Genomic DNA, 23,079 nt, shown 5'->3' on the forward strand with positions numbered 1-23,079 from the left:
GCTAGTAGCAGCATTAAATACCGTTTATTGAGCTTTTTTACGGCGCATTAAGCTATTAGCTACCCATGCTGGACCAATCAGCAAGAACTGCAAATCTTCAAAGAAAGACGGTTTTTTGCCTTCAATTTTATGACCGACAAATTGTCCAATCCAAGCAACCACAAAGATAGCTGCCCAAACCTTAAAGCCCCACGGCAGTAGCGTCATCACTGATAAGCAAATGAGAATAAATATGCCCATTGCCAAAAACAGCGGCGTCGATAAACGCATATAAAATATTAAAACTAAGGCGCTCATCACCAAGGTGAACCAGACCGATAGCGACATGCCCATGCCTAAGATACTGACAAAAATGGTTGGAACACAGAGCCAATGGATTTTTTTATTGACTAGGTTTTGATGGCTGACAGAATATTCACTGAGCCATTGCTCAAGTGTGCGTTTTGACATACGGCCTTGACGGGTACGAGACATACTAACCTCCTTGTTAGCAAATAAATTTATTCTTACCAGTTGTAGCACTAATTGGCACAACCTGCCATTTTATCTGGTAAACCGCACAGTCAAAACATACTATCTTATTAACCTCATTTGTCTGTTTTTCAACTTTTTATGTTTTACCAAAATTATCTCTTAACGTACTGGTTGGGTTGACTCTCTAGAGTCTTGCTCGCTGCGATACCATTCATACAGTCCGACAAATGAATTAACTTGGTAAACCATGGTTTGAATGGCAAAGATATAATTGCCCGACATTAGGTTAACGGTTAGCCAAACGAAATTGGATAAAATCCATAACCACCAGTTAAATGAATAACGCAGAATCATCGCTGCCTGCGCAGTGATAGACAGCACAAAAGCGATAACATTAATCCAAAAGAAAGAGATAAAGCCCAAAAACTTACTATTATCATCTTCAACGACGGCGTAACCATAGCTGGCAAGTAAGTTATTTACTGTAGGAAACAGCGCCAAACCGATGACCATAAAAGCGATGGTTAATAGCCAAATCCAGCGACTGGCAGATTTGGGCACCATATCGCCATCGTCGTCGGTATGCTTGGACCAATAAAAAATCCCATAAAGATGACTAAAAAAGTTAAATAACGGCGCGAGCATCAAACCAACGGCGCCAGAGGTGGCTTGAACCACAAATTCACCTGCGGTCGCCGCCATTCCAAAACCATTACCTAGAATATTTTTGCGAAAAGATAATGACACCACGCAAATCAAACCGATAAATGACACGACTAAGTAAAACCAATCAAGGGTATTGTGTTCGGTGGTCAGCCAAAAGCCTGCTGATAAAGCAATGACACCGCAGATAAACCATAGGACAATCCATTGTATCGCCCATTTCCCGGTGATGTTGTCTAGAAGCTGAATACGCATAACGTCTTTTTCCTCAAAGTATGGAAGCTATTATCGTTTTTTTTCTTATTTTAGAGTTATTCTTTTAACCGTATTTTTTCTATGGTTTTTTTAAGTTTGTTATTTACCATAGATAAGCTTATCAATAATTAATAAAGCTTGCTGATAGCGGGCATCATAATCGGGCTGATCAATCATATGCAGCTCAATATCGTGACGAGCAAAAATATCTAATAAGCGCTGCTCAAAGCGACCGCGAGCCTCAGGCGTACCCAATGAGCGCATGCCATCGTCTACCCATGGAGTATTGTTATCAAGCATGATGGTATGGTCTAAGCGAAACTCATCGATACATGCGCTCACAAAGGGATGGGTACGACCTTCGTACTCTTCACAAAAAGCCTGCGTGGTGACAAAATCTGTATCGATAATGGTTACGGGCGCTGTTGCCCTAGCAGCGGCAGCACGGATCGCTTGGCCATGATTGAGGGCAATGGGACCATAATCGCTATACTGCAATCCAATCTCGCTACCGCCCAAATCTGTACCGACATACAGCCGTCCCATCTCAAGCGCAAAGCTGGATCCATAATAGTTGGCAAGCTTATGTACCAAAGTCGTCTTGCCCGAGCTTTCACCGCCAACAATCGCCACCGTTTTGGTATAGTCGCCGCGCACTTGTGGGTGCAGCGCCGACCAGTGGGCGACCGGATTACGTGCAATAGCGTAAGAATCAAATTCAGATTGCAATGGCGTCGTGACTACTGGCATGACTAACTGTCCAGAAACGTCCGACTGCGCCAAAGGATGGTTCTCTGCAACGAATAATACCGTTTCTGTTGGCAGGCCTAATGCATCTTTTAAACGTTGCAGCTTGGCATTGCTCGCCACAATATCGATGCTTACATCGGCAAAGCTTTCATGTAGCGGCAGCTCAATCTCATCAGTGGTATGAATATGGATAAATGGCAAATCTGCACACGCCATCTGTAGCCAACGTGCCTTATCTTGCAAGGTAATAGTAAAGTCTGGATGTGGAGCAGGGTGCATCATAATCACAATATGTAGCGTCTTTGCTTGTCCTGCGGCATCCAATATACTGCGCATTTGTCCTAAATGTAGCGGTTCAAAATGTCCAATCATTAATCCTGACTCGTACATAGCTTTCCTTATGTGCTGTTTTTATTTTAGTTATGATTCATCGTGGCAATTCATATTTCCTAAGCCTTGATGATTTAATAGCATGGTATAAAGGTTTGGATAGATTTACAGGTAGGTTATTGTAAATAGGCATTATTTTATAAAGGACTTTTAATATCAAATTATCAATAGATAATAAAGTTTTTCCACCTAAACAGATTTAAAGTGATTGCTTGAACTTTTTAAAGTTGTAACAGAATATGTAATATAAGCGAAACAAAGTGTATGATGAAACATTTTGAAATAGTTATTTAAAATCAGGAGTTTAGGAGTAATTATGAGAGCTTAGAGTAAGCTTAAGTAGCATAAACTCACAAAGCACGTCTATATCATCAACAGATAAAAAGTCAATAGTTGCTATACTTATTCGTAAGTTCAAAAGGGTTATGAATTTTTATAACGTTTTAAAATAAATGATAAGAATAACGTTAAATAATACATTCAAAATAAGCATAAATAATAAGAGAGGTATTTGATTTGGCTAAGTTAGCAAAATTACATCGCTCAAGAAATAATCGTATGATCGCGGGTGTGATGGGCGGTATTGCAGAATATGTCGGCTGGTCGCCAACATGGGTAAGATTACCCCACTCTCAACTTATTTTTCTAAGGTATTGGTTTACTTAGTTTTTAAAATTTCAGTTAAAACAATTAGAATTTTAAATTCTATAAAAATCAAAAGCCTACGATAAGTTGAGATTGGCGTGTAAGATTACTTTTTGTAATTGTCTCCACCATGAGCGCCGCTGTCCCAGGCATCTTAATTTATATTATCTTATGGATAATCATGCCTAAAGCAAATAATCAGTCTTATCAGTAAAAGCAAAGTTAAAAAGTTAAGATGAATATTGATTGTTAATATTAATGTTATCTAAATCTAAAATCATCTAAATAAAGACAACGTTGAGAACGTAAAATACAAGGCTAGAATAAAAACAATAGCCCATGAAAAAACAAAAAGCCTGACTCATCAGGATGCCTGCGACACACTTTTCCTCCTGCCCGAATGCTCACGCATTTGGGTATTTTTTTATCTTGTTTTTATATCTATCGGCTTAACACGCTGATAGGTAGATTTTGACGATGAACCAAGCAAATAACTGACTATTTGAGCGATTTAGACAAATTTAATTGTGCTAAATATAGATAAAATGGTCAATTTTTAGTAAGGTGAGCAGGCAAATAGCGTCGTTGCCAAATAAGCCATACGCGCGCTATCAATATCTTATTTTATAATACCTATTCCACCGCGGCGTTATGACATGCCCCAAACTATGACAATCCAAACTATGACATCTCAAGCGACAACTTCGATGACACAAGAAAAACACGCTCAGCCGATGACTTTTCAAGATTTAATTCTTACCTTACAGAACTACTGGGCTGATAAGGGCTGTGTGGTCTTGCAGCCTTATGATATGGAAGTCGGCGCTGGTACCTTTCATACCGCGACATTTTTGCGCTCGCTAGGTCCTGAGCGTTGGAATGCGGCTTACGTGCAGCCATCGCGCCGTCCAACCGATGGCCGCTACGGTGATAACCCGAACCGTTTGCAGCATTATTATCAATTTCAGGTGGTTCTAAAGCCCAATCCACCCAATATCCAAGAGCTGTATCTGGATTCATTACGCGCCATCGGTATTGATCCATTGGTACATGATGTGCGTTTTGTTGAAGACAACTGGGAGTCGCCAACGCTTGGTGCGTGGGGACTTGGTTGGGAGATTTGGCTTAACGGCATGGAAGTCACCCAGTTTACTTATTTCCAACAAGTTGGCGGTATCGAGTGTTTCCCCGTGACGGGCGAGATTACTTATGGGCTTGAGCGCTTGGCGATGTATGTGCAAGGCGTTGATAGCGTCTATGATTTGGTCTGGGCAGATGGCGAATTTGGTCGCGTAACCTATGGCGATGTTTTCCATCAAAACGAAGTTGAGCAATCAACCTATAACTTTGAGCACGCCGATGTGCCAATGATGGGTCAGATGTTTGATTTTTATGAGCAGCAAGCGGATAAGCTGGTTGCTGAAGGTTTGCCATTACCTGCCTATGAGATGGTACTAAAAGCCTCGCATGCCTTTAACTTGCTTGATGCGCGCGGTGCGATTTCAGTGACAGAGCGTCAACGTTTTATTCTACGTGTACGTACGCTGGCGCGTAAAGTTGCCTTTGGTTACGTCGAAGCACGCGCCAAATTGGGCTTCCCATTGGCAGATGAAGCGCATCGTCAAGCGGCGCTCGATAAGTATTTGCCAAAAGAAGATGTACTAACTGAAAATACAGATGATAATCAAACTACTAACAATAATAAATAGGAGCATCCCATGAGTACTATTTTATTTGAACTGGGGTGTGAAGAGCTACCTCCAAAAAGCCTAAAACCGCTACGTGATGCACTTCAAGCCAGTGTCACTGAGCAGTTAAATGAAGCTGAAATTGGCTTCGATAGTATTAAAGCCTTTGCCGCGCCGCGTCGTTTGGCGATTCAAATTGAGGGTATCAGTGATAAGCAGCCTGATCGTAGCGAGCAAAAACGTGGTCCTGCGATTAAAGCGGCGTTTGATAGCGATGGTAATCCAACGCGCGCAGCGATGGGTTTTGCTAAGGGTTTAGGTATCGACGCCAGCGAGCTGATCACTATCAACACCGATAAAGGTGATTATGTCGGCTATGAGCAGATTATTCAGGGTCAAGCGACGACTGAGTTACTACCTACTATTTTCCAAACCGCGCTTGATAATTTGCCGATTGCTAAGCGTATGCGTTCTGGCGCGAGCCGCAATGAGTTTGTCCGTCCGGTACAATGGGCGATATTGATGCAAGATGATGCGGTCATTGATGCGACTATACAAGGACATCAAACTGGCAAGCAAACGCGCGGTCATCGCTTCCACAGTCCTGACTATCACGAGATTATGCATGCTAACGATTATGAGCAGCTGCTCGATGGTTTAAAAGTCGTGGCGGATTTTGATAAGCGTCAAACGTTGATTAAAAACCAAGTCAAAACGCTAGCCGATGAAGTTAATGCCGATCCTATCGTCCCACAAGATTTGTTAGATGAAGTGACGGCGTTGGTTGATTTCCCGATTGCGCTGCGAGCAAACTTTGAGCCGCGCTTTTTACAAGTGCCGCAAGAGGCGCTTATCTCAACCATGCAAGCGGATCAAAAGTATTTTTGCTTGACCGATAAAGCAGGCAAATTGCAGCCTTATTTTATTTTTATCACCAATATTGAGTCAAAAGATCCCAATCAAATTATTGAAGGCAACGAGAAAGTCGTGCGTCCGCGTTTGGCGGACGCGGAGTTTTTCTTCTTGCAAGACCAAAAGCAGCCTTTATTTGCTTTGACTGAAAGCCTAAAAACGCGTGTCTTCCAAGATAAGCTTGGTACGATTTGGGAAAAGTCTGAACGTATTGCCAAGCTTGCTGCCTTTATTGCGACACTGATGCAGCAGCAAGGTCGCGATATTAATGTTGATGAAACTGTACGAGCCGCAATTTTATCAAAAGCGGATTTGGCCAGCTCATTGGTCGGTGAATATCCTGAACTGCAAGGTATCGCCGGTACGTATTATGCGCGCTTAAATGATGAACCTGAAGCCGTCGCGGCCAGCCTGCAAGAGCAATATTTGCCTAAGTTCAGCGGTGATGTATTACCGCAGACACCGATTGGTATTTGCTTAGCGTTGGCTGATCGTTTAGATACGTTGGTTGGTATTTTCGCCATTGACCAAGCACCGACTGGCTCAAAAGACCCATTTAGCTTACGTCGTTCAGCCATTGGAATTTTGCGTATTTTGATTGAAAAGCAATTACCAATTAATTTGGTGGCGCTCGTTGAGCAAGCGATTAAAGGTTATAGCACCAGTGAAGGCAGTAAAATTGCTAAAATGGGCGATACCTTTACCCAAGTGATGGCGTTCTTAAACTCACGCTATCGGGCGATGTATACCGAGCAGGGCGTCAGTGTCGATACGATTCAAGCCGTGCAAGCAATCAATCCGCATATGCCGCTCGATTTTGATCAGCGTATTCGCGCTGTGCAAACGTTTAGTGAATTGCCACAAGCCGAAAAGCTTGCCGATTCAAACAAACGCGTTGCCAATATTTTAGCGAAATCAGAAGTAAGTGTCGCCGACACTGTCGATGAAGCACTATTATCTGAAGCTGCTGAGCAAACGTTATATCAAGCGGTTCAGCAAGCGCAGATGGCGGTCAAACCGCTACTTGAAACTGCTGACTATACGCAAGTATTGCAAACGCTGGTCAGTTTAGATGCGCCATTGACCCAGTTTTTCGCTGATGTCATGGTAAATAGTGAAGATGCGGCGCTGAAAAACAATCGCTTAGCACTGCTCAAGCAAGTGCGCGCCCTATTCTTAACCGTGGCTGACATCAGTGAGCTGCAGCTATAGTTGGTTCATTATAGTTCGACAGTGATAGACCTCCGTTAGTTTAAGCATCTATCCGGTTAATTTATTAACGAGATAAAAAACTGGCTACATGTGGTCAGTTTTTTATGCGCTTATTCTACAGCGTTAGGTTTATAATGTCTTAGAACGTATCCAAAGGAGCACTGACGTGTTGGCCGTTATCATTGTAATTCTTATTATTTGGGCTGTGATGTGGGGCTTTTATAAGTTTATGTACCCGCGTGCGCCAAAAAGCATGATGCCAAAAAAGGGTGATGTGACCACGCCGCGCCAGTGTGATTTTTGTGGCAATCACTTGGCTGAGTATCGCGGTGTGCTGGAACCTACACCTATTTTAGAGAGTAATAGCAGCAATAATGTTGCCGCTCCTAAAGAATTATTCTTTTGCAATTATGAGCATCAGGCGGACTTTCATGCTGGTAAGACTTATCAAGCAGATGCTTAAGCTAGATCAATAAGCAGTTATCACCATTTAAAAAAGCGCTTAGTTCTGATGAGCTAAGCGCTTATCTTTTTAGAATACCTATTTAATATTGAGGCAAGTTTATAGAACAGAATGGGCATCTTTCATAATTTTGTTGAGCAGTGCTTCAGACTGTTTGCTTTGTTGCAGACGATCTTCTTCGTTTCTTTCATGAATTTGGATTTTTTCATATAAATTTAAGCAGGTTAATACCAGCAGGTTTTCTTGGCTAAGACTTGGTGCATCTCTTCTTAACTTGAGAGCAAAGTCGTTGATATAGGAAACTGCTGCACGCAATTCTTCTTGCTCGTGTACAGGACAAAAAATAGGGTAGGTTACGCCCGCAATCGCCACATCGACCTTTTTAATTTGCGGCTCAGGGGCGCTTTCAGGTTTAGTAGCGCTATTTACCGTACTATTAGTTGTCTTGTTGTTATTTGCATTATTGTTTACATTGCTATTTGCATTGTTATTTTGCGGGTTCGAATTATTTGGCATGGCTTTTTGTGGTTGCGTGGTTTGTGTTTGACTGTCTTTTGCTGGAGTGGTTGTGGGTTGAATGTTATGGGTCTGACTGCTTGGCAGCTGACGCTCTACAGGGTTTGCGCGGTCATCGGTCATGATAAATCCTACAATATGTGTCATTAAAGTGAATAATTAACTGTCATTCCTATAAATAGGGTGCTGATAAACTTAAATGCTGAATAGATAAAGTTAATCAGCAAAATTGCTCAAATTAAGCATAATGAATATCAACGTCTGCTTAACTTTCGGCTTGGTCAATACGTGTCAAACGCTGTAAAACCACTTGGGTACGCTCAGCGGCCAATTCATTTTTCTTCTTCAAGTCGCTATTTTGCTGCTTAATATCGCTATACTGCTGTTTTAATTCATTATTACGCTGCTGCAGGGCATGGTTTTGATGCTGTAATTGCTCGATTTGCTTGTGCAATTTGTCTTGTTCTTCGCCAATCATATGATGCGCTTCGGCAAGGCTTTGATAGCGCTTATCAAGATCGTTTAATTGTTTTTTGGCACCGTCACGCTCGCTATAGCTGCTATCAAGCTTGGTTTTAAGAGCGGTAAGCTCTTTTGGGTCAGTCACTGGTTGTTGTTTGAAGCTGCTAAGTTCAGCACTGACAAGCTGATACTGCTTTTTAATATCGAGTACCATTTTTTCTAATATTCTAAGTTGGTCATACATAGTCAGTTTTTATCCTTAACAAGTAAGCGTAAATGAATTTTGTTCTCTGCGTTTAATAATGCCATAGGTGACCGCATAATATCTATATCAACAAAGTAATTGTAGGGCGCTTTGTTTTGTGACTTTTATCATTTGCCGCTTTATGAATCATATCGGGCGGCGTCTATTTATATTTACCTCTATTAATCAATCACTAGGACATCTATTATGAATGACAATATCTCTGGCTGGAATACTTGGCTGGCTGCGTTTGATGACTGGACGGACGTGTCTATCAGCGAGGTACACGGCTTGATGACGGGGCTGATGACCGCCTGTAATGCCCCTGATGAGCCAGTTTGGGCAAAGGTGTTTGAAGAGCTAAGCTTTGCGCCGCTGCCTGATGCCGCATTAACTTTGCTCACCGAAGAGGCAGAAGACATTGTTTTTCAGTTAAAAGACAAAGACGATGCTTATGCGTATATGCCACTGGTGCCAGATGATGAACATGATTTGTACGAGCGCGTGATGGCGCTGAAACAGTGGGCAAATGGCTTTATGACCGGTTTTGGTATTACCGATTGTGGTCTAAGCGCTGAAGAAAACGAGATGCTATCGGATTTGGCAAAAATTGGTGCGATTCGATTAGAAGATGATGAAGACTTCGAAGGTGGCGAAGAGTCTTATCTGCATATTTTTGAATTTGCACGCATGGTACCGGTCAGTTTTGCTACGCGTAAACGTAAACCTGTAAAAGATATTGCCCTAATTGCTGGCTTGGCTATCGATGCTAAAACCACCAAAGAGCTACAGGCAGAAGGTAAGCTGCCTAAACCGATACCGCCGGTCGTTGATGTGATGAATCAGAAACGCCCATCATAATTAATATGATAGGATAAATAGAATGAGAAGTAGTCACGTTTCATGCCATGCAAATGGCACCGGACACTTGGCTATTAGATAGCGCTGAAAAAATGAGAGAAAGGAAGCGATGATGACTACTGATAATGGGATGGTTTATTTACGCCGCTGCATTGAGCTTGCTGCTGAAGCTTTGGAGGCGGGCGATGCGCCGTTTGGCAGCGTGTTGGTTGATGGCGATGGCAATATATTACAAGAAGATCGTAATCGTGCCAATACGGTTGATGTGACTTACCATCCTGAAATTGCCGTCGCTAAATGGGCCGCGCAAAATATGACCCCTGAGGCGCGGGCAAAAGCCGTGGTATATACCTCGGGTGAGCATTGCGCCATGTGCTCAGCGGCGCATGCATGGGCGGGTCTGGGTCGTATTGTCTATATCAGCTCATCGAAACAGCTCAGTAAATGGATGGACGAGATGGGTGTGAGCTCAACATCGCCCATCCATTCATTAAGTATCCAAGAAGTGGCGCCGAATGTACCTGTCGAAGGTCCGATTGCCGGTTTAGATGAAGAAATCAGAGCCCTACAGCGACGCGCATTTAAAAAAGCTTAAGTAAAAAGCTTAAATAAAAAATTTGCTTAAAAAGGCTAGGGCGTGTCTTCATTATTACGCTTATTAAAAAAGCTGTGCCTTTTTATCTTAGTACGATAAGGAAGTCTTATGACGCTAAAAAATTACGATAACGTTGCAGAAAGAGAAACGCCTAATACTCATTATTCTACTGGCAATTATCCAAAAGACAGTATTGATTGGCTGACAAGATTAATTGCGTTTGATACGGTCAGTCGCCATTCAAATTTGGCGTTGATTGACGATGTGAAAGCGTATTGCGAGCAATTGGGCTTAACGGTAGATTTAACCTTTAACGATGTTAAAAATAAAGCCAATTTATTCGTTACAGTGCCAGCGGGAAAAGATGCCGATGAAATCAATCATGGTCTGGTACTATCGGGTCATACCGATGTCGTACCAGTAGATGGGCAAGATTGGACGTCGGAGCCGTTTACCGCGACCATTCGTGGCAACAAGCTATACGGTCGCGGTGCTTGCGATATGAAAGGTTTTATTGCTTGTGCGCTAACACTATTGCCGCAAGCGGTAAAACTCTCTAACGCAGGTCAATTGCGTCGCCCATTGCATTTGGCATTGTCGTTCGATGAAGAAGTGGGCTGCTTGGGCGCTCCGCTACTTTTGGCAGATTTGAAAGCGCGCGGTATTACGCCTGACTACTGTATCGTTGGCGAGCCGACCAATATGGCGATGGTGGTGGCGCATAAAGGCATCGCGGTTTACCGTTGCCGCGTCCATGGCAAGTCAGCGCATTCATCATTGACTGCCCAAGGTGTCAACGCTATTAGCTATGCCAGTCGTTTGATTGGTTATGTCGATGAATTGGCCCAAGAGATTAGTCATCGAAGCGATAACGATGGGCTGTTCGATGTGCCTTATTCGACATTATCTGTTGGCACCATACAAGGCGGCACCGCGACCAATATCGTCCCCAATCTGTGTGAATTTACCTTTGATTATCGTAATCTGCCGCATATGACACAAGACGATATCCTCGCACCGATTGCGGCCAAAGTTGCAGAGCTCAGCACCCAAATGCAAGCACGCGCTGCCGATACTGGCATTGAGCTGCTACAAGAAGAAAGTGTACCAGCGATGACCGATAACGACAGCGCTGAGCTACAAGCGTTAATTATCGCTCTGACCGGCGACGATACACGTCATAAAGTCGCTTATGCAACTGAAGGTGGTCAGTTTACTAATAGCGGCATCCCAACGATTATTTGCGGTCCTGGTAGTATTGAGCAGGCGCATAAAGCCGATGAATATGTCGCGCTAAGTGAAATGGCACGTTGTGATGAGTTTTTACAAAAGCTGCTAAACAGTTGCGCTATCAGCTGATAAAATAGTCAATAAGCAATTTTATGGCAATATAGATGCGCATGACATACACCGTCTTTATGGCGGTGTTTATTTTTTCAACATGATGCATGCTTTTCAACATGGCGCATGTATTATTCAAATTTTTATAAAGAAGTAGGGGTTCGTTGATGTCTTGGCATCTGTTTGCGGTATTTTTTGCAAGTACGTTTTTTATCTCAGCGACCCCCGGTCCAAACATGCTACTGGCATTCCAATATGGCCTTAATTATGGCGTAAAACGTACTTTATGGACGCTAGCAGGTTTAAGCCTTGGGTTGTTTATTTTGCTGTTGTCAACGCTACTTGGACTTGATGTTATCAGCCGTCAATCGCCATGGTTATTGACAGTGATTAAAACCGTTGGTGCGATTTACCTTATTTATCTAGGTGTCGCATCGTGGCGCGATAGTGGTAGTAGCAGCTTAATAAGTGATGCCAGCGAGCTGAGTACAGAAGTTCATAAAGAGCTGACTGCGACTGCGGAAATGGCAGATAAGCCTATGCCGCGCTCACTTTCGAGCGCTGCTGTCAAAGCACCGCCTAGCGATTGGTTATTGTTTCGAACGGGCATGTGGGTATCACTGTCTAACCCAAAAGCGATTTTATTCTTTGCCGCCTTTTTTCCCAAATTTATCAATTTTAGCGCGCCGCTGTGGCCGCAGTATATTATGCTGACTTGTGGGCTGTTTTTGAGCGAGACGATTTGGCAGCTGATTTATACCATTGGCGGTAAAAAGCTGGCTGGTTGGCTTGATGTTGGTGAGCGTTTGGCATGGCTCAATCGCGGTTGCGGAGTGATATTTATTTTAATTGCCGCGGCGTTATTGGCTGAGGTTTTAAATGGTTTCTTGGCTTAGGAATTAATCTGGTTTATGTTTAACGTGGTTTTTTAACAAGCGATACGTTTTCTAGAAAATTTTCATATAATTAAATTAATTATTGACTTTATTTTTTAAATCGTTATTATTATCCCATTGATTTATAGTGCTTATCTTTCATAGGTGCTATATCATCCTAATTAATCTGCTATTGTCGCTCTGACATTGGCCACAACCTACGGAGGAATCATCGTGTCCTATTTAAACATTAAGACGTTTTCAAAGATTGAACGTATAAATTGCATGACAGCAATGACGACTTCGAAAAGGTTTGGCTGAATTTATATGTCAGCTATGAGTAATATCTTGTTTATTGATATCAACGCATAGCCCTCTGTATCTACTCACTCTATCCCTCTTCTAAGTACGCTATGTCAACATAGCTCGTAATCGTGCTCGGCATTTCCGCGCTTGCTGTTAGCTGTTTATTCAAAATTTTACCTTACTGTTATCACCAATATTCTCGCTCAGCTCACGCTATTATTTAGTAAATAACTATTTATGTGTGTGCTATCTGAGCTGGCTATTTTTAAGCTGAAAATTTTGGTAGCGTAAAAATTCTTTTTAAAACGTCCATCATAAATCAATCATACATTTTTATTAATTTTTTAATTAATAAAGAAGCGGTATTTTATTGTCTATTTCTTATGAAAAATAACTTATTGAGTGTTTTACTTAATGGTAATCAATAAGTAAATTATAAAATTAACAGAATAGGTAAATTAAAATATATTTTGTATGGTGATTAAAATAATAAAATGGAAATAATACATTATGAGCATTCAATTAGTATTAAATGAAAATAGTAAATCTGGCGTACCAGTCAAGATTTATACCTCAGATATTGAACAAGAGGCGATGCAGCAGTTATGTAATTTGGCTCAGCTGGAGTTTGTACATTCGCATATCGCGGTGATGCCTGATGTACACGTTGGCAAAGGCGCTACCGTTGGAAGTGTGATTCCAACCAAATCCGCCATCATTCCGGCTGCAGTCGGTGTTGATATTGGCTGCGGTATGAACGCGGTGCGTTTGTCTCTGACGGCAAGCGATTTACCTGATAGTTTAAGGGCATTACGCTCAGTAGTGGAGCAGCAAGTGCCAGTTGGCTTTAATATGCACAAACAAATCCAAGCCAAAAACTCAACGCTTGATCCGTTAGGTAAACGCTTAAAACCGATTACTGATAAGCATCCAGGTTTGCTCAAGATGCTCAAAGGCTTTGAGCGTACGTGGGCAAAGCAACTTGGCACATTGGGTGGTGGCAATCATTTCATTGAGCTGTGCTTAGATGAAAACAATGATGTCTGGGTCATGCTGCATTCTGGTAGTCGCGGCATTGGTAATTGTATTGGTCAGTACTTTATTAATCTTGCCAAAAAAGAGCGTCAATCGCGCTTTGGTCATGTGCCAGATCGGGATTTGTCTTACTTTGCTGAAGGCTCTGATAGTTTTGCTGATTATGTTGAGGCGGTAGGCTGGGCGCAGGATTATGCGCTAGAAAACCGCCGTGAGATGATGCGTTTGGTCATTAAAGCCATGCAGTCACCACAAGCGGGGTTGCCACGTTTTCAGCTGACCAAAGAAGCCATCAATTGCCATCATAACTACGTCAACGAAGAGATGCATTTTGGTGAGCAAGTCTATGTCACGCGTAAAGGCGCTATCAGTGCCTACCAAGGTGAGCTGGGGATTATTCCCGGTTCTATGGGCGCAAAATCCTTTATCGTCCGAGGTCTTGGCAATGATGAGTCGTTTTGCTCGTGCTCGCATGGCGCAGGGCGACAAATGAGCCGAGGCAAAGCCATACGGGCATTTACCATTGATGAGCTCAAAGCGCAAACCGAAGGCGTTGAGTGCCGTAAGGACAAAGGGGTCATCGACGAGATACCCGGTGCTTATAAAGACATTGAAGAAGTGATGGCCAACCAAGCCGACTTAGTCGAAGTGGTGCATACGCTTAAACAGGTCATGTGCATTAAGGGTTAGTTGGTTTTGCAAAACAGATTTAGAGATATTAAAAATATAGGTAACAATATGAGCTTAAAACAAACCTTAAAAAAGGCCAAACAGATTGAACGGCAGCTGGAACAGCAAGATGCCACAGCCAATCAAAACTTACTTGGTGCTATAAAACCGCGAAATTATCTGGCGCTAAATCCACTGCTCAAAAAAGGCGGTATTCATGGAAAAGAAGATATTGATATCGTGCGCAAAAAACGTCGCCGCGAAACCAAGCAGCAATTGCGGAAGACCGATTGGTTATCGCAGTAAAGACAATCAATTTTAACATCCACGCACAAAAAAGCCGCTCCCTACTTAAATAGAGAGCGGCTTTTTTATTTATACAGTTTTTTATAAAGGGTTAAGCCAATACCTCGATAAGCTCGCCTTTTACCATATGCGGACTGACAAAATCGGTCACGCGTACACTGACGATTTTACCCAGTAGTTCATCTACTTTATCAACGTCAAAAGGGAACATCACGGTACGGGTATTGTCTGCTGTGCCGATTAAGCAATCAGGATGACGATTGGCCACTTGCTCGACCAAGACGCGAGTGGTAGTGCCGACCATTTCATGGGTTTTGGCAAGGGTTGAATCGATAATAACCTTTTGAAATTCTGCCAAGCGTGCTTTTTTGGTTGCGAAACTCACATCGTCAGGCAATTCTGCGGCTGGTGTGCCCGGACGCTTAGAATAGATAAAGCTATAAGAGTGATCGAAGTTTAATTCTTTTGCCAAGTTTAAGGTATCTTGAAAGTCCTCATCAGTCTCGCCAGGGAAGCCAATGATAAAGTCACTCGATAGGTGAATGTCAGGGCGTATGGCTTTGAGCTTATTAATCTGATTGATATAAACATCAATGGTATGGTTGCGTTTCATCGCCGCCAAAATAGCATTTGAGCCACTTTGAACCGGTAGATGCAGGTGTGACACCAGCTCTGGCAACTTGGCATAAGCATCGATAATATCATCGGTGAACTCTAGCGGATGGCTGGTGGTATAGCGAATGCGCTCGACACCATCGACATGCGAGACATAATGCAAGAGCTCAGCGAATCGGCAAATACTGCCGTCGTCTTTTTCGCCGCGATAGCCATTGACGTTTTGACCCAGTAAATTAATTTCGCGCACACCTTGGGCAGCGAGGCTATCAATCTCTGCCAAGACATCATCAAGCGGACGCGACAATTCTTCTCCGCGCGTATAAGGCACCACGCAAAATGAGCAATATTTTGAGCAACCTTCCATGATAGATACAAAGGCTTTAAACCCTTCTACTCTTGGTTCTGGTAAAAAATCAAACTTTTCGATACTTGGGAATGACACATCCACCGTACCGATACGGTTTTTAGGCGAGATAGAGCGCTGCTCATGCGACTGGTCATACAGCTCTGGCAGACGGTGTAAGGTTTGTGGCCCAAAAACCATATCAACGTAAGGCGCGCGTTTTTGGATATTATCGCCTTCTTGCGAGGCTACGCAGCCGCCAACACCGATAACCAAATCAGGGCGTTTTTCTTTCAATTTGCGCCAGCGGCCCAATTCTGAAAACACTTTTTCTTGCGCTTTTTCGCGAATTGAGCAAGTATTCATTAGTAGCACATCGGCTTCGTCGATATTGTGGGTGACTTCCATACCGTGTGAATCGCCCAATACATCAAGCATTTTGCCAGAGTCATAGACGTTCATCTGACAGCCTTGAGTGGTGACAAAGACTTTTTTCGGCGTACCACTGCCATTGACTGGAGTTTGAGCAGTAAACGCTTGAACAGAGTTTGACGCTTCGAGTGCCGTAACGGCAGGCGCAGTAACCCTGTTCTCAACAGCAGCGTCATCGATGCGGGGATTAAATACAGTAACACTCATAAGCGAAGTCCATGATTGACTAAAAATATAGCGAGGTAGGCGATTAACCGGTGGCGTATTTTATCATAATCTGGCATCAATGTGAAAAGTTAGCATGGGCTTAAACTGTTGACGCCATTTGATTATTTATAATAGTATCAATTGCTTATCTATTACCATCACTCAGATAAAGGCTTTTAGCACAATTAAGCCTAGTAAAAGCGCCGTAACACCTTCGTGTTACGCATGGCTATCCAATTTATTAACGAAAAGTAAAGCTGATGGTTGAATGTGCAACGAGTATAGTATGATGCAGACAACCATATCCGCACTATTGTTTAAATGGGCGTTTTAAGCAGGGTGAAAAATACCATTTCAAGCCTAGATTTAAGCTGTTTATTTAGCCAAATTATTTAGACTTATTATAAAGAGAGTCCGTATGTCAAAGCCGCAAGTTGCCCCGAGTATCAAGGATAAAGATGCCAATTATCAAAATCATATGCCTAAAAATCATAAAACAACGATGCTAAAAACCAGTATGCTGAGTGTGGCAACGGCGATGGGCGCGCTGGCATTGTCACAAGGAGCTTATGCTGAGCTTACTTGGGGCAATAATACCAGTAGTAATGTCAATAGTTATCAGCCACAAGGTAGCTACCAACCGGACAACTATCAACCGCAAAGCTATCAACCTGATAACTATAAAGCGCCAAGCTCGCAGCCAAACAGCAATTATCAAGCAAACAGCGGTTACCAAGCGGATAGTGGCGCAAGCTCATTTACAGCAGCAGCTATCGCCGCAGATCGCGGTGATGTCAACGCCCTTTATAATTATGAGCAGGAGATGAATGGCGGTTTGTTTGCCATGTATCCGCCTTATTGGCGTATGAATTTGGACCTAAACTCACAAAGCCCAGCGGCGGTTACACAGTTTGTCCGCCAGTATCCAGAGACGGTAATGGCAGAAAAGCTGGTTGCCGATTTTGCAGAAACCAAAGCGGGTTCCAATGATTATGCCGCCGTACGCCAAGTGGCAAATCTCATTACCAATGCCGATGACAGTGAAAAGTGCGCCGTTGCCCTTGGGTTTAATAACGGCGGCGATAGCATGCGCGCGATGGCGGCCAAGTCCGATGTCTGGCTGACCACCAAAAAACAGCCAGCGCTGTGTGATCAATTGGCGTTAGAGATGAATAATAATGCGCTGATTAGCAATCAAGATAGGGTATCGCGTCTCAAACGTATGCTGCGTAAAGGTAAGACTGGCGATATTATGGCTTTGTCATCAAAGTTGGGTACACCGATTCCTTACTCGTCGTTAAGTGAAATTCAGCTCAATCCCTCAGCATTTTTTAGCCGTTTTGCTCGCGAGCCAAACAGCCAGATGAATCAATATCTGTATTTGTATGCCATGGGGCGCTTGGCAGAAAAGTCCTACCGTGAGGCAGCGCTACAATTAGATTTTGATGTGAAACAAGACAATCAGCGCGCAGCGAAGTTATTAAACGATGACACCCGTCGCTATGCTTATCGCATTCTTGGCGTTCAGCGTATGAACCACAATACTGACGATGGTTTTAATGTGGAAGCGGTCGATTGGTTCCGTAATAGCTTAGATAATGATTTTAGCTTTGAAGAAGCCGAATATTATGCCATGGCGGCGATTCGTTTTAGTCGTTGGGATGATGTGGTCGAAGCCATCTCGAAAATGGACGCTGAAACGCAAAAAACCAATCAATGGCAATATTGGTTGGCGCGTGCTTATGAGCAATCAAGTGATGCCAACAAACGCAACACTGCCAAAAAAATGTATCAAAATCTTGCAAAAAGCAATGAATACTATGGTTTGATGGCCAAGGATAAAGTCGGTCAACGTTTTGATGCCAGCCGCTTAGGTGGCAGTAATTTGCCTAACGTTAGTAGCACTGAGCGCGCCCGCGTCATGCAAAACCCGCACTTTGCACGGGCGTTTGCTCTATATAACGCCGATGCCAGCCGCGCTTATGCCAATCGCGAGTGGAACTGGGCGGTGAAAAAAGCGCGTGACAATCGCGATAATAATTTGATTATTGCGGCCGCGCGTCAAGCCTATGATATCGGTTGGCTCGATCGAGCAATTTATGCCATTGATAATACTGATACGGTAAATAACTTGGCTCTATCACATCCGATGCCGCACCAATCGGCGGTCGTGCGCCATAGTCAATCGGCTGGTATCGATCCGGCATGGGCGTATGGCATCATGCGTCAAGAGAGTCGTTTTGTCTCGTCGGCGCGCTCAAACGTTGGCGCGAGCGGACTGATGCAGGTCATGCCTGATACCGCTAAATATATCGCACGTAATTTAGGCGAAACTTATAGCGCTAGTCGCGCCAATAGCGGCGATACCAATATCCGTTATGGCACCTGGTATATGGGCGATATCTTTGGTAAATTGAACAGCCAGCCAGTTTTGGCCACAGCGGGTTACAATGCCGGACCCAACAATGCCAAACGTTGGCAGCCAGTTTATGGCTCACTTGCGGCCGACCAATATGTCGAGTCGATTGCCTTTCCTGAAACGCGCAATTACGTCAAGCATGTAATGGAAAACGCCACCATCTATAGCAGTTTGCTAGGTCGCGGTCAGCCTATCAGTCAGCGCATGGGAACCATTCCCGCCGCCTTCTAATTCTCTTTGTTTTCTTAAAAAGCCATTAATTGCTCGCTGTTAATGGCTTTTTTATGGCGCTAGTTTAACAGCAGTAATCGCTTCACAAATCCATGTTTACGTTTCTGCTATAGATTAAAAAAAGCAATTTGCTACCATTGTTTGAGTTTCCGTCTGAATTTTCTGTTGGCTCACTCCCAGCCTGCGGACTCACTCCCAGAAGGCTAAATACTTTCGAGCGACCTAATGTGATCAGTGTCTTAGTTTGGATTGTGGAAATTAATGAATCCTAAAAGCTCCTATTCGTCATTGCTAGATGCTTTAACTTCTTATGATTAAAAAATATTTCAAGTTGCCCATATCGTCGCAAGCTAAGCGTCAATTAACTCTTCAGACAAAGGTGGGCTCGATGTCAAAGACAGCGCTATCAGAGCATTTTCATAAATATTGGTTACGTACAAAGTATGACAATAAAGGTAATGCTGCACTTGGTATAAGCGCTTTGCTATTGTTGCAGGGTGCAATAACGCTGCCAGCCCAAGCGGCGAATGCCAGTAAACCGGGTCAGCGAGTGTTGATGATTGAGATGACGCCAGCGTTATGTAGCTTACAGCCAACGCGCGCGCGTATGCGTCAGTGTTTGGAAGGCTATTCGCTTACCGTTTCAGGTCTCGATATGGGCTATGGCGAGCGCTGCGGCCGCGGCAGTGAGCCACGCTTGACGCCCTTACAATTAAAAGTTGTCAACCGTATCATGCCTGATACCACGGTGCGTACCCAAGCCTGGCAACGCTATGGCGCTTGTAGCCCTCTCAGCGCCAGTAGTTATTTTCGCCAAATTACCAATTATGCCGGCGATTTAAAGCTACCGAATGAGTTAAATACAGGCAACAGCTATACGGTATTAAAATCGCGTTTTGTCGGTCAGATGACCCGCTTGAATAATGGTATGTCAGCGAATAGCGTGGATTTGATTTGTCAGGTAGGCACGCGCCGGCAAATGGTATTGACTGATGTGCACGTATGTTATGAAGGCAGCTCATTCGGCACTTGTAGCAATGTCGTCGACAACTGCGGTAGTAAGTTTATTATTTCAGGCGGCAAATAATTCTATTTTGACATTGAGTTATTGTGCATTAATAACGCCTCTTTCTACCTTTAATGAATAAAACAGTGAAGTACAAATGGCAAAAATATAGGCAATTTTTCTTATAACTCTCCTAAAATATTAGCCATTATTCTATCTAAAACACTTTTTCGCCGTCTTTTAATACTTCTTTTGCACCTTTCTTGAAGTTCCTCTAACGCCTTACTCCTCTAATGTTGTGCCAAAAATTTCATTATCTATCTGTATAAAATGTAACAATATAATTTGTATTGTCCGCAAACGCGTTCGCGCTTTCTCTAGACGGTTAATAGGCTGAGGTGCTACACTAGTGAACGGTTTATGACTGCTATATTCAGCGAGCAGGTCGCTATCTCAAACGATATTCATCAATCAAAACCATCTATTACAACCATCCATTAGAATCGTAAATTATCTAATCTATAATTAGGGAGTATTCAATGTCAATGAAACAGCCTTTACGTGTTGCCGTCACTGGTGCCGCTGGTAATATCAGCTATGCTATGTTATTTCGTATTGCATCTGGTGAAATGCTAGGTAAAGATCAGCCAGTTATCTTGCAATTGCTTGAAATCACGCCAGCTCTTGACGCCCTAAAGGGTGTGGTCATGGAATTAGAAGACTGTGCATTCCCATTATTGGCAGACATCGTACAAACTGATGATGCGACTGTTGCCTTTAAAGACGTCGACTATGCACTATTGGTTGGCGCGCGTCCTCGTGGCCCAGGCATGGAACGTAAAGATTTGCTAGAAGCCAATGCTGCGATTTTCTCAGCGCAAGGTAAAGCATTGAACGATGTTGCTAGCCGTGACGTAAAAGTATTGGTGGTCGGCAACCCTGCCAACACCAACGCTCTTATTGCTCAGCGCAATGCACCAGACCTAGATCCACGCAACTTCACTGCTATGACGCGCCTAGACCACAACCGTGCCATCGCCCAGTTGGCTGGTAAAACAGACAGCACTGTTAATGACGTGAAAAAAATGATTATCTGGGGCAACCATTCATCAACTCAGTACCCAGACCTAACGGCTGCGACTGTTAATGGTAAAACAGCGTTAGATTTGGTTGACCGTGATTGGTACGAAAACACCTATATCCCAGAAGTACAACAACGTGGCGCTGCTATCATCAAAGCTCGCGGTGCGTCATCTGCCGCTTCTGCTGCCAACGCTGCCATCGCTCATATGCGTACGTGGGCTCTAGGTAGCGATGAGAACGATTGGGTTTCTATGGGCGTTTACTCAAACGGTGAATACGGTATTGCTGAAGGCTTAATCTACTCATTCCCAGTGACTTGCAAGAATGGCGACTGGTCTATCGTAGACGGCGTTGATGTCTCATCTGATTTCTCAAAAGAGAAAATGGCAGCAACCGAGCAAGAGCTTAGCGAAGAGCGTGATGCCGTAGCACACCTGCTTCCTTAAGCAATCAATTTGCTAAAGCTAATATATAAGCATGAAGCTAAATAATCGTTAAGCTAAAAAGCCCTCTTATTAGAGGGCTTTTTTGTGGCTTAAATAATAGACAATACAATTGATAACGTTAGCTAAACGTTGATTTACAGCTATTCAAATAAAGCTTGCTACAATAAAGTGGTAAATCCAAACAATAAACACAATTAAATCTGTATCATTTAAGGAGAAAAGGTATGTTGGGTGAACCGGAATATAGTATGAATGAACTTTTTGCGCAATTGGGGCTGGATAGCTCGGACGAAGCAATAGATGCATTTATTGAAAAGAATAAATTGGCCAAAGAAGAAGAGCTCACCGATGCGCATATTTGGAACGACAATCAACGCGCTTTTTTAAAAGAAGAATGGTTTAAGGATGCCGCTTGGGTAGAGACTATTGACGAATTAAATGTACGTCTGCACCCTGACGCCTAAAAACAATAAAGTATAGACATAAAAAGTAGTACCGTAAATAAAACCCACAAACGTTATGAACGCTGTGGGTTTTTTTATTATCGGTCTGATAATGATAGCTATCTATTCAATCAGGCTGCTGAGCACGCCATTCAAGTAAATCAATCACGTCATTATGAATGCCTGCTTTTAACGCCTCTAAACTTTCATAATGGCGCTCACCATGCAAATAATACAAAAAGCGTACCTGCAAGGTTAAGCCGTATAAGTCTGCTTGCAGCTTAGGAAAATGTGCTTCTAAGCGCCAATCATGTTCTTTATCTACCGACGGTCTGATACCAAGGTTGGCAGTACCAAATAAGCTATGCGGACGGAGACCTTTCACCCCTGGATTTTCACTATCGGTAAGTGCGGTTAGACCATCTGCTATGACATTGCCATTGTCGTCAAGGCTGACAACATCGACAGCAAAAATACCATGTAACGCAGGTTTGATGCGTTTTAAATCGACATTGGCCGTTGGGAAGTCCATGGTACGACCAATTTTATCACCACCAATGACGACGCCTGTCATCGCATAGTCGCGTCCCAAGAGGGCATTGGCTGCGTTAATATCGCCTGCCATCAATAAATCTCGTATACGCGTCGAGCTAATGCGCGCACCTTTACCTTTATCATCGATAACGGTGTGCAGATTGGTCACATCTAAGCCATAATCGCGTAAAAACTGACTGTCACCAGTACGGTCATGACCAAATTTAAAGTCATCACCCAATACCAAGGCTTGGACGTTTAAGCGCAGTGCCAAAATATCGGCGAATGCCTGCGCTGATAGTGAGCGAAAATCGCTATCGAAGCTGGCAACAATTAGCGTCTCGATGCCGTATTCTGCCAGCAAAGCTTGCTTTTCGGCAAGGTTGGTGAGGCGAGCAGGCGCGGTCGCTGGCGCAAAGAACTCACGCGGCTGTGGCTCAAATATCATGACAGCTGAGCCAAGGTTTTGCGCTTTGGCAAGCTCACGAACTTGCGACAGCATCGCTTGATGACCTAAATGGACGCCATCAAAGTTACCGATAGTCAGTACGCAGGGTGGCAATGCTACTGGGCTGCTACCGGCCGGTAAAGCGCTTGGAGACGCCATCAGTTGCTCAAGAAAATAGGTGTTCATAAATGTCAGCTATGATAGATA

General features: G+C 43.4%; 20 protein-coding genes and 2 pseudogenes. 15 read left to right on the forward strand and 7 right to left on the reverse strand.

The window, feature by feature from the left end:
• Positions 1-24 precede the first annotated feature (24 nt).
• The 3 genes from IQ457_RS01615 to nadR form a co-directional block, all read right to left on the reverse strand.
• Positions 25-474 (reverse strand): Mpo1 family 2-hydroxy fatty acid dioxygenase, encoded by a 450-nt coding sequence (locus tag IQ457_RS01615; protein ID WP_144296691.1) that lies wholly within the window; start codon positions 472-474, stop codon positions 25-27.
• Positions 475-633: 159 nt separating this feature from the next.
• Positions 634-1,392 (reverse strand): nicotinamide riboside transporter PnuC, encoded by a 759-nt coding sequence (gene pnuC, locus IQ457_RS01620; RefSeq protein WP_200661812.1) that lies wholly within the window; start codon positions 1,390-1,392, stop codon positions 634-636.
• A 99-nt stretch (positions 1,393-1,491) separates the two neighbouring features.
• Positions 1,492-2,532: a multifunctional transcriptional regulator/nicotinamide-nucleotide adenylyltransferase/ribosylnicotinamide kinase NadR gene (nadR, locus tag IQ457_RS01625; RefSeq protein WP_200661813.1), complete on the reverse strand. Its 1,041-nt coding sequence runs from the start codon at positions 2,530-2,532 to the stop codon at positions 1,492-1,494.
• 516 nt (positions 2,533-3,048) lie between these two features.
• Between nadR and IQ457_RS01630 the strand changes: the two are divergent.
• From IQ457_RS01630 to IQ457_RS01650, 5 genes and pseudogenes are all read left to right on the forward strand, one after another.
• Positions 3,049-3,146 (forward strand): annotated as a pseudogene (locus tag IQ457_RS01630) (PspC domain-containing protein); the annotation flags it as partial.
• A 131-nt stretch (positions 3,147-3,277) separates the two neighbouring features.
• Positions 3,278-3,391: pseudogene (locus IQ457_RS01635) on the forward strand (PspC domain-containing protein); the annotation flags it as partial.
• Between the two features lie 469 nt (positions 3,392-3,860).
• Positions 3,861-4,886, forward strand: a complete 1,026-nt coding sequence (gene glyQ, locus IQ457_RS01640; protein ID WP_376779313.1) for a glycine--tRNA ligase subunit alpha — start codon at positions 3,861-3,863, stop codon at positions 4,884-4,886.
• Between the two features lie 9 nt (positions 4,887-4,895).
• A complete protein-coding gene (gene glyS / locus IQ457_RS01645; protein WP_200661814.1) occupies positions 4,896-6,989 on the forward strand; it encodes a glycine--tRNA ligase subunit beta in 2,094 nt (697 codons plus the stop codon).
• Between the two features lie 166 nt (positions 6,990-7,155).
• The gene (locus IQ457_RS01650; RefSeq protein WP_446737522.1) at positions 7,156-7,452 is read left to right on the forward strand and encodes a hypothetical protein; all 297 of its coding nucleotides are present in this window, start codon (positions 7,156-7,158) and stop codon (positions 7,450-7,452) included.
• Between the two features lie 99 nt (positions 7,453-7,551).
• Here the strand turns inward: IQ457_RS01650 and IQ457_RS01655 are convergent, their stop codons facing one another.
• Both IQ457_RS01655 and IQ457_RS01660 read right to left on the reverse strand, forming a co-directional pair.
• Positions 7,552-8,091, reverse strand: coding sequence for a cell division protein ZapA (locus IQ457_RS01655; protein WP_200661815.1), 540 nt, complete (start codon positions 8,089-8,091; stop codon positions 7,552-7,554).
• A 142-nt stretch (positions 8,092-8,233) separates the two neighbouring features.
• A complete protein-coding gene (locus IQ457_RS01660) occupies positions 8,234-8,674 on the reverse strand; it encodes a hypothetical protein (protein WP_200661816.1) in 441 nt (146 codons plus the stop codon).
• A gap of 207 nt (positions 8,675-8,881) precedes the next feature.
• Here IQ457_RS01660 and IQ457_RS01665 point away from each other — a divergent pair, with 207 nt between their 5' ends.
• The 6 genes from IQ457_RS01665 to IQ457_RS01690 all read left to right on the forward strand — a co-directional run bounded on the left by IQ457_RS01665 (position 8,882) and on the right by IQ457_RS01690 (position 14,662).
• Entirely contained in the window at positions 8,882-9,535 is a 654-nt protein-coding gene (locus tag IQ457_RS01665; protein WP_200661817.1) for a UPF0149 family protein, read from the forward strand.
• Between the two features lie 112 nt (positions 9,536-9,647).
• Positions 9,648-10,130 (forward strand): nucleoside deaminase, encoded by a 483-nt coding sequence (locus IQ457_RS01670; protein WP_200661818.1) that lies wholly within the window; start codon positions 9,648-9,650, stop codon positions 10,128-10,130.
• Positions 10,131-10,238: 108 nt separating this feature from the next.
• Positions 10,239-11,489, forward strand: a complete 1,251-nt coding sequence (gene argE / locus IQ457_RS01675; protein ID WP_200661819.1) for an acetylornithine deacetylase — start codon at positions 10,239-10,241, stop codon at positions 11,487-11,489.
• A gap of 149 nt (positions 11,490-11,638) precedes the next feature.
• Complete coding sequence (locus IQ457_RS01680; RefSeq protein WP_200661820.1) at positions 11,639-12,367, forward strand: LysE family translocator; 729 nt, start codon at positions 11,639-11,641, stop codon at positions 12,365-12,367.
• A 795-nt stretch (positions 12,368-13,162) separates the two neighbouring features.
• On the forward strand, positions 13,163-14,377 hold the full coding sequence (locus IQ457_RS01685; protein WP_200661821.1) for an RtcB family protein: 1,215 nt from the start codon (positions 13,163-13,165) through the stop codon (positions 14,375-14,377).
• Positions 14,378-14,425: 48 nt separating this feature from the next.
• On the forward strand, positions 14,426-14,662 hold the full coding sequence (locus IQ457_RS01690) for a hypothetical protein (protein WP_102077494.1): 237 nt from the start codon (positions 14,426-14,428) through the stop codon (positions 14,660-14,662).
• Between the two features lie 91 nt (positions 14,663-14,753).
• Here IQ457_RS01690 and miaB read toward each other — a convergent pair whose 3' ends face one another.
• Complete coding sequence (gene miaB, locus IQ457_RS01695; RefSeq protein ID WP_102077493.1) at positions 14,754-16,262, reverse strand: tRNA (N6-isopentenyl adenosine(37)-C2)-methylthiotransferase MiaB; 1,509 nt, start codon at positions 16,260-16,262, stop codon at positions 14,754-14,756.
• A 418-nt stretch (positions 16,263-16,680) separates the two neighbouring features.
• On the opposite strand from miaB, the gene IQ457_RS01700 reads away from it, so the two are divergent.
• The 4 genes from IQ457_RS01700 to IQ457_RS01715 all read left to right on the forward strand — a co-directional run bounded on the left by IQ457_RS01700 (position 16,681) and on the right by IQ457_RS01715 (position 21,911).
• Positions 16,681-18,912, forward strand: a complete 2,232-nt coding sequence (locus IQ457_RS01700) for a lytic transglycosylase domain-containing protein (protein ID WP_200661822.1) — start codon at positions 16,681-16,683, stop codon at positions 18,910-18,912.
• Positions 18,913-19,300: 388 nt separating this feature from the next.
• Positions 19,301-19,999 (forward strand): hypothetical protein, encoded by a 699-nt coding sequence (locus tag IQ457_RS01705; protein WP_225211620.1) that lies wholly within the window; start codon positions 19,301-19,303, stop codon positions 19,997-19,999.
• A 458-nt stretch (positions 20,000-20,457) separates the two neighbouring features.
• Positions 20,458-21,447 carry a malate dehydrogenase gene (locus IQ457_RS01710; protein ID WP_200661823.1) on the forward strand — a complete coding sequence of 330 codons (990 nt, stop codon included), beginning with the start codon at positions 20,458-20,460 and terminating at the stop codon, positions 21,445-21,447.
• A gap of 224 nt (positions 21,448-21,671) precedes the next feature.
• On the forward strand, positions 21,672-21,911 hold the full coding sequence (locus tag IQ457_RS01715) for a DUF2789 domain-containing protein (protein ID WP_200661824.1): 240 nt from the start codon (positions 21,672-21,674) through the stop codon (positions 21,909-21,911).
• A 106-nt stretch (positions 21,912-22,017) separates the two neighbouring features.
• Here IQ457_RS01715 and ribF read toward each other — a convergent pair whose 3' ends face one another.
• On the reverse strand, positions 22,018-23,058 hold the full coding sequence (gene ribF, locus IQ457_RS01720; RefSeq protein ID WP_200661825.1) for a riboflavin biosynthesis protein RibF: 1,041 nt from the start codon (positions 23,056-23,058) through the stop codon (positions 22,018-22,020).
• Positions 23,059-23,079 lie beyond the last annotated feature (21 nt).

The organism is Psychrobacter sp. M9-54-1, from assembly GCF_016613355.1.
GTDB classification, from domain to species: domain Bacteria; phylum Pseudomonadota; class Gammaproteobacteria; order Pseudomonadales; family Moraxellaceae; genus Psychrobacter; species Psychrobacter faecalis.

Coding starts and splice junctions, on each gene's coding strand:
- ribF (WP_200661825.1), bottom strand. CDS start 23,058: ATGAACACCTATTTTCTTGAGCAACTGATGGCGTCTCCAAGCGCTTTA.
- IQ457_RS01685 (WP_200661821.1), top strand. CDS start 13,163: ATGAGCATTCAATTAGTATTAAATGAAAATAGTAAATCTGGCGTACCA.
- pnuC (WP_200661812.1), bottom strand. CDS start 1,392: ATGCGTATTCAGCTTCTAGACAACATCACCGGGAAATGGGCGATACAA.
- IQ457_RS01665 (WP_200661817.1), top strand. CDS start 8,882: ATGAATGACAATATCTCTGGCTGGAATACTTGGCTGGCTGCGTTTGAT.
- IQ457_RS01615 (WP_144296691.1), bottom strand. CDS start 474: ATGTCTCGTACCCGTCAAGGCCGTATGTCAAAACGCACACTTGAGCAA.
- argE (WP_200661819.1), top strand. CDS start 10,239: ATGACGCTAAAAAATTACGATAACGTTGCAGAAAGAGAAACGCCTAAT.
- IQ457_RS01670 (WP_200661818.1), top strand. CDS start 9,648: ATGACTACTGATAATGGGATGGTTTATTTACGCCGCTGCATTGAGCTT.
- miaB (WP_102077493.1), bottom strand. CDS start 16,262: ATGAGTGTTACTGTATTTAATCCCCGCATCGATGACGCTGCTGTTGAG.
- IQ457_RS01680 (WP_200661820.1), top strand. CDS start 11,639: ATGTCTTGGCATCTGTTTGCGGTATTTTTTGCAAGTACGTTTTTTATC.
- IQ457_RS01705 (WP_225211620.1), top strand. CDS start 19,301: ATGTCAAAGACAGCGCTATCAGAGCATTTTCATAAATATTGGTTACGT.
- IQ457_RS01660 (WP_200661816.1), bottom strand. CDS start 8,674: ATGTATGACCAACTTAGAATATTAGAAAAAATGGTACTCGATATTAAA.
- glyS (WP_200661814.1), top strand. CDS start 4,896: ATGAGTACTATTTTATTTGAACTGGGGTGTGAAGAGCTACCTCCAAAA.
- IQ457_RS01710 (WP_200661823.1), top strand. CDS start 20,458: ATGTCAATGAAACAGCCTTTACGTGTTGCCGTCACTGGTGCCGCTGGT.
- IQ457_RS01715 (WP_200661824.1), top strand. CDS start 21,672: ATGTTGGGTGAACCGGAATATAGTATGAATGAACTTTTTGCGCAATTG.
- glyQ (WP_376779313.1), top strand. CDS start 3,861: ATGACATCTCAAGCGACAACTTCGATGACACAAGAAAAACACGCTCAG.
- nadR (WP_200661813.1), bottom strand. CDS start 2,532: ATGTACGAGTCAGGATTAATGATTGGACATTTTGAACCGCTACATTTA.
- IQ457_RS01700 (WP_200661822.1), top strand. CDS start 16,681: ATGTCAAAGCCGCAAGTTGCCCCGAGTATCAAGGATAAAGATGCCAAT.
- IQ457_RS01655 (WP_200661815.1), bottom strand. CDS start 8,091: ATGACCGATGACCGCGCAAACCCTGTAGAGCGTCAGCTGCCAAGCAGT.
- IQ457_RS01690 (WP_102077494.1), top strand. CDS start 14,426: ATGAGCTTAAAACAAACCTTAAAAAAGGCCAAACAGATTGAACGGCAG.